Origin of the sequence: Granulicella sp. dw_53 (assembly GCF_018449545.1) — a bacterium.
Lineage (GTDB): Bacteria > Acidobacteriota > Terriglobia > Terriglobales > Acidobacteriaceae > Edaphobacter.
Window position 1 is genome coordinate 14,676 of sequence record NZ_JAAVUR010000003.1, and the last position, 13,476, is coordinate 28,151.

10 protein-coding genes are annotated in these 13,476 nt (G+C 52.6%); 5 read left to right on the forward strand and 5 right to left on the reverse strand.

Annotated elements, in window-relative coordinates; all coding sequences use genetic code 11:
* Nucleotides 1-218 precede the first annotated feature (218 nt).
* On the forward strand, nucleotides 219-2,495 hold the full coding sequence (gene bglX, locus HB393_RS05420; RefSeq protein WP_255550833.1) for a beta-glucosidase BglX: 2,277 nt from the start codon (nucleotides 219-221) through the stop codon (nucleotides 2,493-2,495).
* 278 nt (nucleotides 2,496-2,773) lie between these two features.
* Here the strand turns inward: bglX and HB393_RS05425 are convergent, their stop codons facing one another.
* The 3 genes from HB393_RS05425 to HB393_RS05435 all read right to left on the reverse strand — a co-directional run bounded on the left by HB393_RS05425 (nucleotide 2,774) and on the right by HB393_RS05435 (nucleotide 5,839).
* Nucleotides 2,774-3,067: a hypothetical protein gene (locus HB393_RS05425; RefSeq protein WP_213804150.1), complete on the reverse strand. Its 294-nt coding sequence runs from the start codon at nucleotides 3,065-3,067 to the stop codon at nucleotides 2,774-2,776.
* 620 nt (nucleotides 3,068-3,687) lie between these two features.
* A complete protein-coding gene (locus HB393_RS05430) occupies nucleotides 3,688-4,635 on the reverse strand; it encodes an AraC family transcriptional regulator (protein WP_213804151.1) in 948 nt (315 codons plus the stop codon).
* 766 nt (nucleotides 4,636-5,401) lie between these two features.
* Nucleotides 5,402-5,839, reverse strand: coding sequence for a response regulator (locus HB393_RS05435; protein WP_213804152.1), 438 nt, complete (start codon nucleotides 5,837-5,839; stop codon nucleotides 5,402-5,404).
* A 299-nt stretch (nucleotides 5,840-6,138) separates the two neighbouring features.
* Between HB393_RS05435 and HB393_RS05440 the strand changes: the two genes are divergently transcribed.
* The 3 genes from HB393_RS05440 (at nucleotide 6,139) to msrA (ending at nucleotide 8,378) form a co-directional block, all read left to right on the forward strand.
* Nucleotides 6,139-7,233 (forward strand): GAF domain-containing protein, encoded by a 1,095-nt coding sequence (locus tag HB393_RS05440; protein WP_213804153.1) that lies wholly within the window; start codon nucleotides 6,139-6,141, stop codon nucleotides 7,231-7,233.
* 181 nt (nucleotides 7,234-7,414) lie between these two features.
* Nucleotides 7,415-7,864, forward strand: a complete 450-nt coding sequence (msrB, locus tag HB393_RS05445) for a peptide-methionine (R)-S-oxide reductase MsrB (RefSeq protein WP_213804154.1) — start codon at nucleotides 7,415-7,417, stop codon at nucleotides 7,862-7,864.
* A gap of 4 nt (nucleotides 7,865-7,868) precedes the next feature.
* Nucleotides 7,869-8,378 (forward strand): peptide-methionine (S)-S-oxide reductase MsrA, encoded by a 510-nt coding sequence (gene msrA, locus HB393_RS05450; RefSeq protein WP_213804155.1) that lies wholly within the window; start codon nucleotides 7,869-7,871, stop codon nucleotides 8,376-8,378.
* A 77-nt stretch (nucleotides 8,379-8,455) separates the two neighbouring features.
* Here msrA and HB393_RS05455 read toward each other — a convergent pair whose 3' ends face one another.
* Nucleotides 8,456-10,000, reverse strand: coding sequence for a cation:proton antiporter (locus tag HB393_RS05455; RefSeq protein WP_213804156.1), 1,545 nt, complete (start codon nucleotides 9,998-10,000; stop codon nucleotides 8,456-8,458).
* 468 nt (nucleotides 10,001-10,468) lie between these two features.
* Complete coding sequence (locus HB393_RS05460; RefSeq protein WP_213804157.1) at nucleotides 10,469-11,305, reverse strand: oxidoreductase; 837 nt, start codon at nucleotides 11,303-11,305, stop codon at nucleotides 10,469-10,471.
* A gap of 421 nt (nucleotides 11,306-11,726) precedes the next feature.
* Here HB393_RS05460 and HB393_RS05465 point away from each other — a divergent pair, with 421 nt between their 5' ends.
* Entirely contained in the window at nucleotides 11,727-13,412 is a 1,686-nt protein-coding gene (locus tag HB393_RS05465) for a DUF885 domain-containing protein (protein ID WP_255550834.1), read from the forward strand.
* Nucleotides 13,413-13,476 lie beyond the last annotated feature (64 nt).

A 13,476-nucleotide genomic window follows, 5' to 3' on the forward strand; every position in this document is an offset into this window, starting at 1 on the left:
TGTTTGCAGTCAAACACGTCACAGCCGCAGTGAAAGCCTGAATCTCTACAGGGAATGAAGTGGCTCTTCTTAGGGACGAAGTCTGTTGGGAAATTTCGGCGTTCCGTACGCCAGAAGGATCGCCCCGAAATCAATGGAATTCCCATCACTCGCTCCATGGACGATCGATTGTTTACAATTCTCCTTTTCACCAGCCTTTTCCAGGAGCCTCTCCGACGATGTCCCATTTTCTGCGCCGAACGACTTTGACTATGGCATTCACGATTGCAATTTGCTCCCCCTTTGCGAGCTATGCGCAGAATCGACCTTCCGATGCAGAGGTTCGTGCTTTTGCGGATAAGTTGCTCAATCGCATGACTTTGGAAGAGAAGATCGAACAGATGGAGCAGGCCGCGGGCCAATATGTCACGCCCGAGAGGGCGAACGAACTGGCAAAGAAGGGGGTAGGGAGCTTCCTTTTTTTCACCGACCCCGTACGCATCAACGAGTTGCAGAAGATCGCCGTAACTCAGTCCCGCCTACACATCCCGCTGCTCTTCGGTTATGACGTAATTCATGGCTTCCGTACCATCTTCCCTGTCCCGCTCGCCATGGCCTCCTCCTGGGACCCTGGGGCAGTTGCTAAAGCACAAAGCATGGCTGCTCTGGAGGCCCGCGCCGCCGGCATCCAATGGGCTTTCACTCCCATGGTCGACATCGCCCGTGATCCGCGATGGGGACGCATCATGGAAGGGGCCGGAGAAGACCCCTACCTCGGCGAACAGATGGCAGCCGCTCAGGTTCACGGCCTCCAGGGGGACTACATCGGCAGCCCAGACCACATCCTGGCATGTGTCAAACATTTCGCCGGTTATGGTGCGGCCATCGGAGGCAGGGACTATGACAGCTCCGATATCTCCGATGAGTTGCTTCACAACGTCTATCTCCGTCCTTACCATTCCGCTGTCAAGGCTGGCGTTGCAACCGTTATGTCCGCCTATATGGATCTCAATGGTGTCCCCGCCAGCGCCAACCCCTGGCTCCTCCAGGACGTTCTTCGCAAGGACTGGGGCTTCAAGGGCTTCGTCGTCAGTGACTGGGAGACCTCCAAGAGCCTCCAGACCCACGGTTTTGCCGCCAGCCTTCAGGATGCCGCCATCCGCTCTGTCAACGCAGGCGTCAACATGGAGATGACCAGCAACCTCTACCGGGATTACCTCCCTGCTGCTACTCAGGCTGGCACCGTCACCTCCGCCACCCTCGATGACCTCGTTCGTCCCATCCTCGAGATGAAATATCGCCTGGGTCTCTTCACCAATCCATACATCGACGTAGCGCGTGCCCAACAGATTACCCTCTCTACCCAAGAGCGTGAAGCCAGCCGTCAGACCGCCGAGAAGACTGCGGTTCTACTGCGTAACCAAGCCAATATTCTCCCGCTCCGGAAGGACATCCGCTCACTCGCCATCATCGGCCCGCTGGCCGACAGTCAGGTCGACACGCTTGGCTCCTGGTCGATTCACGCCGAGCGCCAGGACACCATCACCATCGCCCAAGGCCTTCGCGAGAAGCTGCCAAATACAAAGATCACGGTAACCAAGGGCGTCGAGATCGAACGCCCCGCCCCGGCCTCTATCTTTGACGCACAGGTCCCACCCACGAAGGCCGTGATGACCACTGACGAGGAGCGTAAGACAGAGTTCGACCACGCTCTTGAAGCCGCAAGGACAGCTGAAGCAACTGTACTCGTCTTGGGCGAACTTCAGAACATGAGCGGCGAACGGGCCTCTCGCGCCACGCTCACCCTTCCCGGCAGACAGGAAGAGCTCCTCGAAGCAGTGACCGCGCTAGGCAAACCGGTCGTGCTTGTCCTCATGACCGGACGCCCACTCGACATCACATGGGCTGCGTCGCATGTACCCGCCATCCTTAACGTTTGGTATCCCGGGACCGAAGGTGGGCACGCAGTAGCGAACCTGCTTACCGGGGACGCCAACCCGAGCGGTCATCTACCTCTGACCTGGCCCCGCGAGGTCGGCCAGATTCCCCTCTTCTACAACACCAACCTTACTCAGATTCCTGACGATACCGCTCATCGCTATTGGGATACTTCGAGCTTGCCCCTCTACCCATTCGGTTTCGGTCTAAGCTATGCGGGTTTCGAAATCAGCGATCTCGCCCTGGCAAGCGCGAAGGTCAAGAGCAATAGCGTGATTCAAGCCTCGGTCAAGATAAAAAACACCTCTGCCGTAACTGGCGAGGAGGTCGTCCAACTCTATACCCACCAGAGGGCCGGTAGCGCATCGCGTCCGGTCCGCGAACTCAAGGGATTTCAGAAGTTGGCGTTAGCACCTGGAGAGACTAGAACAATCCAGTTCTCTATCCCCGCCGACGAGCTTGCCTTCTGGAGCCCTTTGCTCCGGAAGACCGTGCTTGAACCCGGAGCCTTTGATCTGTGGGTAGGAAATGACTCCTCCGCCAAACTTCACACCTCGTTCGAGGTAATCTCTCACTAAACGCGCCTGCAGCAGCCCCAGACTGGAGAGAGATGCCCGAAGCCACCACGCGCACGGAGTGCCTTCGACGTGTTGCATGTGTGTATTCGAGTTGATGCGTCCACTCGATAATGGGATCGGAGCCGACTAGCCGATGGATAGACAAAGTGCTATTTGTGCAAATAGAGAGACGCTTAGAACCTGCTCCCTGGGCACCCTGTTCGGGTACAAACCAAGTAAAACCGTTTATTCTAGGACGTACAACTCTATGCTTGCTACGACAGGGGTTAAAGTTCAGGCTAATCGCACGGCAGATGAACGGCCTCGCCAGATTCCATTTGCTCGGATTCTGTGTGCTTCAAGCGATAGGCCGTCATGTAAGTCAGAACTCTCTCTCGCAGATCTGGAGGAGTCTCAATACGTGGCTTCGCCCTTCTCACCGCCGCGGTGAATGCTTTCACATCCTCTAACTGCTGCTGACAGATAGCACAGTCTTTCAAATGGGTGTTGAGATCGTCTCGTTCTTTACTTGTCAACTCCTTGTCAATCAAGAGTTGAATCATGATGTTGTAATTGTGGTGACTTTTCGGCATGAATCCTCCCCTGAAGACTCCAGATTGTCTCCATCGGCGTACGCAGCATGCGACGCTTTGTGCCCACCATGAAGATCGCCGTGCTGACATGCACGCGTCTGCTAGGTGGGTTCGATGGGCGAATGGTTGAGGAAGGCATGTAGATCGTCCACGCGCCACTGACTCGGTCCGAGGTGCTGAGCGCAACTTCAGTCCTTGCTTTTTGATGGAGCATGCTCCCGGTGCATGCGATTTCGCAAGCCGGATGCGTTTTTTCACATGGTCGAACATCCACTAAAGAAGCCTCCGCAGTACGTCAAAGGATGAGGATAGATCTCTTGTCAAGGAAAGGTTTACAGAAAAATCATTTTTTTTCGAAATTGTCGTATCCGAACTCGCCCGTGGACCAATCTGTCCGAAATGCAAATTCATTACCTAGCCAACAGTGTAAGAAGCAGTAGACGCGCGCAGCACAAGACTAAGAACTGCTTGAGAAGAGGGCACTCAAGTAATGCTGGCCGCAGACGAATCTATTGCCTCGTGGTTCAGCCGGACGGGAGCTAAGATGATTGGCTAGCGCACAGATCTCAAAATTCAATAGGAGTCCGCGATCTTCCGGCCGAGTTTAAATTTAAGCTCGGTTACGTCAATCGCAAGGAAGTCCTGGCAAATTCCCGATCTGCGCCACGGTCGCTGGATTTGAATCGCCGATATTCCCCCGGAGATACTCCAGTTTGCGCCCGGAACACTTGCGTCATGTGGGATTGGCTGGAGAAACCACAAGTCATCGCAATATCGATCAGACTTTTGTCCTTCTTTTCGAGGAGACTCTTTACTCGCGCAATGCGACGTTTAACCAGATATTGATGTGGAGTGAGATTTGTGGCAGCACGAAACATGCTGATAAAGTGTCCTCGACTGTACCCTGTCTCTTCTGCAAGTGATTGCAGAGTGAGATTCGAGGACAGACCCTCTTCAATTCGCTCCATAACTCTCTTCAACGCGGGGCGAGGGAGCGCCGTAGTCAAGGCGCTATTTGGCGAGACTGGAGACCGCAGATTCAGGGTAAGATAGCGGACCGCGATTGTGTGAGCAAGGGATTCCACGTAGAGCGAGCTTGAGGGCGTACCCAGCTCGAACTCCTCTCTCAGGAGAGCCATAAGTCTCCGAATGGCAGAGTCTTGAAACCCGGTTCTTAGATAGAGTTCTGGGATTGGTCGATCTAGTTCCTGGCCGACATTCGCCATAAAGTTGTTGTCGAATCCCAGCAACATGAATTCCAGGTTGTCAGGAGATCGCCACGTTGGAAAGTGACCAATTGGAGTTACCGTAAGCGATCCCGACGGTTTGGTAAAAGGAACAACACGGCCCCCGTCACCGGCGTATTCACCTTTGTTGAGTTTTGTGCTCACCCACAGGACATGACAACCCAAAATAAAATGCTCCCGTTCTCCGGGCGGCACGCGATGCCGCTCGAGAAGGAACTTGCCCCATGAAAGTGAATTGCTCGAAGAAACGACCGAGGACTCCGGACCTGTCAAGGCTTTAAGCGAAGCGGGTATGTCACAGGAAGTAGAAGTAATAGCCATAAGTTCGTCTTTACCAGGGGAGATGATTCTGCGAAATGGGAGAACCGAACGAGGAATTAGTTCGCTGCGGCACTGAGTAGGTTGAAATGAACTGCGGAAAAACGGTCAGATTGTCCAAATACAGAGCGTGAGCTTTTCTTGTCTTTCCGGGTATGTCATTGATCCCATTGATATTAAGCGGCAACATATTCCTATTCATACCAAATTCTCCGTAAACTCGACGCTATCGCTCTTCGCGGCCCTGAAGCATGTCGTGCTTCAAAAGTGTCCAACCTTTGTTTCTGCTTCCGGACATATCATGGGAGTTCTATGCAACAGATAAGACACACGCGAGATTTGCTTATTCCCCTTGCAGCAGGACTTCCCGTCTTTATTTACATAGGCTCCACACGAATCACGTTGGAATGATTCGTAAGCCACCAAGATAGAGTCACTTACCCTAGAAACAGCCGGTATCACTGATTGCTCTCAAGCAGGAATATCTATGCACGCCGTCAGGAGCGTGGACGTGGCCTAAATGGAATATCGAGAAGAAATCAAAGATAGCGCCGAATGAGAGCCTGAAATGTTTATCCCCGCCGGGCTTCCGTCCCAAGCCAGGGTCTCGAGGCGATTACAAGTGAGAGGAAATCTGGAACTGAACCGAATTCTCTGAATCTTGAGAGTCGTCGGCGTTAAGTTAAATTGAGGAGAAACGGGCCCCGTTTGTTCAACCGTAAAAGGATATTTGGCAATAACGAGATGGGAACTCGCTCATAGACCAAAGTCAGGAGGGGTCTATCATCCCCTGCGGGGAGCTTGCTCTCGTCAACCAAAAATCATTGATGCTTCTCACAATGCTTTCGAATTCCTCTAACTGCGATGGCTTGCTGATGTAAGAATTGGCATGAAGCTGATAACTCTTCAAGATGTCGCCTTCATCTCTTGAGGTCGTCAGGATAATGGTGGGGATTGTTTTGAGATTCTCATCCTGTTTGATTTGCGCCAGGACTTCACGCCCATTCATTTTGGGGAGGTTAAGATCCAGCAAGATGAAATCCGGCCGAGGAACGTGGACATATGCACCTGTCTGCCTCAAAAAATCCATCGCCTCAACGCCATCCACAGCTACATGCAAGAGGATAGAGCTATTAATGTCTCGGAATACTTCCTTGGCAAGCCGTACATCGCCGACATTATCTTCAACCAAAAGTACGTTCGTCATGGTTTAACCCCTTGCTAATACTGATCTCACGAATCTCGCTCCATCAATAGGAGCTGGATACTTCAGTTCCCATCAAGAACCGTTGTTCTGCATCCATATCAACAGGCTTTACAGATCAGACTAAGTCTTTAGCGATGTACCAATGGAACGACTTTACTTTGTCGACTGATTTCATCTACCATTTGCTTATCAAATATATCTAATTTATCAAATATAACAATTATAAAATCTAGATGACGTTCAACCAGTGACCAGTAAGTTAGCTCCAAATTCATGAGGCTCAGAAACTAATTTCGTTTATGGATAAAACTATTCTGACAACTTCGGAGGCAGCGAAATTGCTGGGGGTCTCAGTACGTACTGCGCAACTGTTCATTGAAGGGGGCTCGCTAACATCATGGAAGACTCCTGGTGGTCATCGCCGAGTCTATCGTACTGATGTCTTGGCACTAATAGCGAATCACACTCCGACTTTCTCCTCTGCTCGCGTGATTATCGTCGCCTCTTTAGAGCGTTTACACCGTTTCGAAGAGCTTGTTTCAGAAGTCAGTGGATGCTCCATAGGCTCCTATAGTGACGTTCATTCGGCATCGTTTGCGATCGGTCTACGTCTTCCCGCGGTCGTAGTCTTCGATTTGGAGGAGAGAAACAAGGAACGACAAGCACTTTTGCAAAATCTTGCCTCAAACGTTGCACTCGCGCCGGTGCGAATCATTTTGGTCGGGCGAAGGCTGCCAGCTATGGAACAAGCGAGCTCCGATCGATTCATTCACGTTGAAACAGCGAAAAAGCTGCCCGAAGCTGTTCGCGTAGTGCTTCACGCCTCCTCCAAGTCAAGGTCTTTGATCGCAGGAGGCTCATCTTTTCCGATTGCCCTGAATGAAAATCAACGCCTTACAGCATTGGAGAGATCCGGATTGGTTGATACAGAACCCGAGGAGCCCTTCGACAGGCTTACGTGGCTGGCTAGTCGCAGCTTGAAGATGCCCGTTGCTCTATTCACCATGCTCACAGCAACTCGCCAGTGGTTCAAGTCGCACCAGGGATTGGACTTGAAAGAGAGTCCTAGGGATTGGGCTTTCTGCAATCAAACTATCTTACAGAGAGACGTATTTATGGTTGAGAATCTGGCGCGAAGCGAGGAATTTGCAGCTAACCCAGCGGTCGTTGGTGGCCCCAAATTTCGCTTTTATGCCGGTGCACCGGTCATCGACGCGGATGGATTTGCGTTAGGATCACTTTGCGTCATCGATTACAAACCACGCACGCTAGATCAAGATCAGGTACGAACGCTTCTTGCCCTCGCGAGTTTTACTTCCGAGGCAGTTCAGTTGCGCGGTGCAAATCAACAATTACGCCAGGCTAAGGATGCCTTGCGCAATCAACGTAATTAAACGTATCCGGTTGCAGTTTGGATCATTACAATTTTGGACACATAGCATCTGATTTTTTTGGAAATTGCCAATTCTTGATCAGTTCTCAAGAAGCACTGATACTTTCCGTAACTGCATCCATTCATTCGTTCGTGGATCAAATAGATAGTTTTGGTTTCATCGAAAAAGACGAGGTAGGTGCATGTCGAAGTACATCAAGGACCCTGAAGCTATATCCCGCCTTTCTCCTGAGCAATTTCAAGTTACACAGCAAAATGCAACAGAACGCCCATTTAGCAACGCATATTGGGAACACGATGAGCCAGGTCTATATGTTGATATCGTCTCAGGGGAGCCACTTTTTTCCTCTCTCGACAAGTTTGACAGCAACTGCGGTTGGCCGAGTTTCACCAAACCGGTCGATGCCGAAAATGTAGAGGAGCGGCCTGACAACACTCTCGGCATGAACCGGACGGAAGTACGGTCAAGCCACGGCGACAGTCATCTGGGGCACATATTTGACGATGGGCCTCAAGATGCCGGCGGCCTGCGATATTGCATCAACTCCGCATCATTACGCTTCATTCCGGTGGAAGAACTTGAAAGCGAAGGCTACGGAGATTATTTGAAACTTTTTGAGAAGGAGAAATAGCGATATGAGTTCATTACAGGAAACCGCAGTACTCGCCGGCGGGTGCTTCTGGGGTATGCAGGATCTGTTACGCCGCTATCCTGGCGTGATCTCAACACGCGTTGGATATACCGGCGGAGATGTCCCAAATGCGACCTATCGCAACCATGGAAGTCATGCAGAAGCCCTCGAGATAGTCTTCGATCCTCAGAGACTGAGCTATCGGAAGCTATTGGAGTTCTTCTTCCAGATTCATGATCCGACGACGCTGAACCGGCAAGGAAACGATCTCGGAGCTAGCTATCGCTCGGCGATATTTTATTCGACTGATGAGCAAAAGCGCACTGCGGAAGACACAATCGCTGACGTTGACGCCTCGGAGATTTGGCCAGGCAAAGTAGTGACTGAGGTGCAATCTGCTGGCCTTTTTTGGGAGGCGGAACCCGAGCATCAGGACTATCTAGAACGCTACCCGAATGGTTACACTTGCCATTTCATCCGGCCGAACTGGACTCTTCCGCATCGGGCAGCCTGAGTGTAGACATCTAGGTTGAAGAACCCTGTTGTCTTGGTTCTCTGCTTAAAGGCTAAATCGCCTTGTAAATAAGATTCTCAAATTTCTTCTATTTGACGATCTGCGTCTCGCAGCAATGTGAGTTCGTTCCAATCCAGTTGCTCCTGTAAGCCGAGGTAATTAGCCGGACCGATCTTATCTTCGCCACGAAGATCTTCCAATGCAGTGCGCTCTGCCTTTATGGCTGTCAACCCGAACTCGCGAAGTCGGTCCAGCGGCACAACATTCGTTTTTTCGACGCATCTCTGCAATTTCACGGAAAGACGGTACCTCAGATTCTCTGCTTCTGGCCCATGCTGGTCTGCGATGCTCGCAAGCCCGACATTGGCCATAACGACGCGGGCAGATGCGAGCTCACGCGTCTCTTCAATGCTTCGATCCAGCTTCAAAAGCCTTACTAAGGGAGCAAGAGTAAGCCCTTGGAAAACGAGCGTTGCAAGGACAACCGAAAAGGCTGTCAATACAACAGTGTCACGATGAGGAAATGAGACGGGTAAAGCAAAAGCGGTCGTCATCGTTACGAAGCCCCTCATGCCGCACCAGCCTACGAAAAATGCTTGATCGACCGTAGCTGTTATGTTCCCGCCATTGGCGGATTCCCACCTGGATTCCAGGTAAGTAAAGCCGAGAACGACGATCAGACGTGTGCATACAACCGCCAAGATAACCAGGCCAGCAAACCCTAAGGCTTCTCGCAGATGAGTTCCCTGCATCCTCATAACGATCGATCTCGCTTGCATACCCATCAATAAAAACGCGAACACATTTAGAGTAAAGACCACAGAACTCCATACAGCATAGGACTGAACTCGCATTCGAGCATCAAAATCCGCCGGATCAGTTTTCCGAGCCAATGTCATGGCGAATCCGATCACGCATAGCACTGCGGAAAGACGGAGATGGACTGCGGCAATCCATATAAGATAGGCAAGCACAAATTGAAGCACATTGCCTCCCAGTGTGTCCTTCACCAGGCGATTCACATAGCGGACGACATAGGCCCAGAGGATTCCCAGCAATAAACCTCCAGGGGCCGCGAGCACAATGCGTAAACCTACGGGCAAAGAGAGTCCTCCATCTCCAAGGACAGTCAGTGCACCGCTAAACAGAAGCAAAGCCGTCGCATCATTGAAGAGACTCTCCCCTTTCAGGACCGCATCTGTCCTCCGAGGGAGGCGGAATTTCCTCAACACTGCAGATGCGGCGGCAGCATCAGGCGGAGCCACAATGGCTCCCAATGCAATGCCGGCAGCGAGAGGCAGGCCTAAAAGAGCCCAAGCGATCCAAGCCACAACGCCAGTCGTTAGCACGACGGCAAACACGGCATATGTCACGAGGGGGGCCAAAAAGCGTCGGGTAGCACCAGGGGGGAAATCATATGCAGCATCTACAAGGGCCGGAACGATAAAAAGTGCCAAATAAGTAGAGGGCTCGATCGAAATCGCTGGTGCACCAGGAATGAGTGCAACCAAGGCACCTGCTCCGGCAAGCATCGCAGGATATGGCAGTGACAGACGCCGGGCCACCTGCAGCAGCGCAATCGCGACGAGAAGAAGTACAAGGAGGCTCTCAAAGAAAGTCATTTAACTCCTTCATATTACTGGTTCTCGAAGATGATATTTCGTCCTTGTGAGGTAACTCAAGTCGATTCGCGGATATAAATTCGCTGGCGTTGTAATAGTTGGTCACCTTGGGAAAGAAGGAGAGGGAGCAACCATCACCCGATCAACCATTGCACTGGGCGCTATGACTCGAAGTAATTGCAGAAGGAATTGATAATGAAGACAAATTAAAAAATTCCGAGAGATGCGGGTTGTCTCTTCAGTCAGGGATATCTTTTCTCCAAGCCACTTCCGACCGCCGGAATCGTGGATCTTTTGTCCAGGGGTAGAAATCAAACTTCCATACCCTCTATGAGCAGTCTAGTTAAAAACTAGCCCACTTATTTCCCAAGTAACAGGTAATAAGTGGGCCAAAGGTTTCACAACGTCTACGTAAGAGCTAAAGAGAAAATATTCGGATGCCCGCAGATCGAGCCCCGGTCTACATTGTTAGTTGTCATACTCTGTAGATTCGGCCAAGCCCTTCCACTTCTCCAACTCGATGGCAACAAGCTTCAACTTATCCTGCACTTGTTGAACGCACTCCACACCGAGTTGCAGCCGTAGTGGAGGCGCAGGAGTAGTTGCAATCTCAAGAATCGCCGCCGCTCCCTTCACCGGATCTCCCGGCTGAGAAAGATGCGAATCCTCTGCCCACCGGCGAGCCGCACCTCCCGTTGCGCTGTAGTCTTCGATGACTTGCTGAGAACGTCCCAAAGAGCTTTCGCTAAGGAAATCGGTACGGAAAGGACCGGGCTCGATGACTGTCACATGGATGCCCAAGGGCAGCAACTCTGCATGCATTGCTTCACTGAGACCTTCCACAGCAAACTTCGTAGCGGAGTACACGCCCCATCCGGACCATGCTGAAAATCCACCCACCGAACTTAGATTAAGTACTCGGCCCGACCGCCGTTTTCTCATGGAGGGCAGCACCGCGCGAGAGACTGCAAGAAGACCTTCGACATTTACAGCAAAAGCAGAACGGACTTCCTCAGCCGATGCCTCTTCGACTGCGCCTACAAGGCCACGGCCAGCATTGTTGACCAGAATATCGATCTGACCGAAGCGGGAGAGCGCCAAAGCCACAGACTCGTCTATCTGCTTTTGGCTCGTAACGTCCAGTTCCACAGAGAGTAGTTGCTCGTGCGTACCCAACGCTTGTTCGACAATCTTTGGATCGCGGGCGGCCGCGACAACACTATCCCCGCGTTGCAAAGCAGCGCGCGCAATCTCAAGTCCCAACCCTCGTGATGCTCCTGTGATGAACCAAATCGGTGAGCTCATGACCTTCTCCTGTATATAAATTGACGTGATTCGATAGGCATAAATCAGCTTGGGTTTACAAGAATCAATTCGGCCTATTTGTACATTCGATACTCGAGGGATCGTATAGGATTCATGAATGCGAGATTAAAGTATTCGATGGCTCTGGCCCGACGCTACGAGTCAGATCGGCGCTCCCTTTTTATGGCTGCTTCAGCCTAACTTTGAAAATGATAGGAAGCTTAGACGACACCAGCGCTACCGGATTGTAAAGCTTGTCAACGCGCGACTGGTTATTTTTGGCGACTTTTCTGCCCATGGTTCCAGTTGTTCTGCTACCCTTGTCCGCATGCGTCCCAACTTGCTCGCTTCCTCCGTTCTCTTCTTGGCAGCCGTGTCTCAATTCGTGTCTGGCCAAGCTCCCTTCTCCGTAGACACTCGCTTGGCCGCCCAGAACGCCCTCTTTGATGACTCGTGGCAAGCCAACCTCAAGATGAATCCCACCTTGGCAACAGCCGTCGGCGACTATCGCTATAACGGTCAACTCGGCGACTACTCCCTCGCTGCCTCCGCCGCCAGACACCAGCGCGAAGTCGCCGACCTGGCCCGTATCAAGGCCATCGATCCTACCGGCTTCCCCGAGCAAGACCTGATCTCCCACGACCTCTTCCTCCGCCAATTCCAACAGCGCGTCGAGGACTACGACCTCAAAGAGTTCGAAATGCCCCTCAGCGCATCGGGAGGCGGGGGCGGCATCCACGCCAACCTCGCTGACCTTCCGCTTTCCATGCCATTCGACTCCGTGAAGCACTACGAGGACTACATTTCTCGCCTCCACCAAATACCCAGGGCCTTCCTCCAGACCGAGGACGTCCTACGCGCTGGAGTGAACGATCACCTCGTCCCTGTCCGCTTCATCGCTGAGAAGATTCCCGGCCAGGCCGACGGCGTAATCGCCGCCAATCCTTTTCTTCTCCCACTTAAAAAGTTCCCAGCCAGCTTTTCAGACGCCGATAAGAAACGTCTCACGGAAGAGATCACCTCCACCGTTACCAATGAGGTCTTCCCTGCTTACAAGCAGTTTGCTGCCTTCGTTACCAAAAACTACATCCCCTACACACGCACTACGCTCTCCATCAACTCCCTGGGCGGTGGCAAGCGTCGCTACCAGGCCACTCTCCGCCGCTTTACCACTACTGACCTTACTGCCGCCCAGATCCACAATATCGGCCTCAAGGAGGTCGACCGAATCACCGGAGAGATGGCCGCACTCGCCAAGGCCAACGGCTACAACGACCTCACGAGCTTCCGCGATCACATCGAAAAGGACCCCAAGTATCAAGCCGGCTCCGCTGAGGCCATCGTCGAAGACTTCCGCAAGTACATCGCCCAGATGCAGCCGCGCTTACCTGAACTCTTCAACCTCCTGCCCAAGACCGCCGTCACAGTCGAGCCTATCCCACCTTTCCAGGCCTCCGCCGCTACCCATTACCAGGGTGGAACGCCGGACGGTAGACGTCCTGGCCGCGTCTCGGTCGCTGTCTCCGATCCCACCCACCGCAGCTACATCAATGACGAAGCCGTTGCCTACCATGAGGGCGTTCCCGGCCATCATCTCCAAATCAGCATCCAACAGTCCCTCACCGGCTTGCCTGAGTTTCGCAAGCATGGCGGAAACTCCGCGTACACCGAAGGCTGGGGTCTCTACGCCGAGGAGCTAGGCAAGGAGATCGGCTTTTATCAGGACCCAGGCTCCGACTACGGCCGTCTCCGCTCGGAACTCTTCCGGGCCGTACGCTTGGTGGTAGATACTGGCATTCACGACATGGGCTGGAGCCGCGATCAGGTCGTGGAGTACATGCGTAACTCCCATGCCATCGACGAACCCACAATCCAGGCCGAGACCGACCGCTACATCTCCGGCCCTGGCCAGGCTTGCAGCTACAAGCTAGGCCAGCTCAAGATCCGTGATCTGAGGGAACGCTCCAAGCGGCAGCTAGGTTCCAAATTCGACCTCAAGACGTTCCATGACGAGATCCTCTCCGGAGGCGCCCTCCCACTTGACGTCCTTGACGCCCGCATCAACCGCTGGATTAAAGCTCAATTACCCGCCGTCGCAAGCAACTAGCGTCAGCCACTGGTCCCCATGTCTTGCTCGGAGACGCGGGGACTGATCTTCTTGCTTCGCGCCT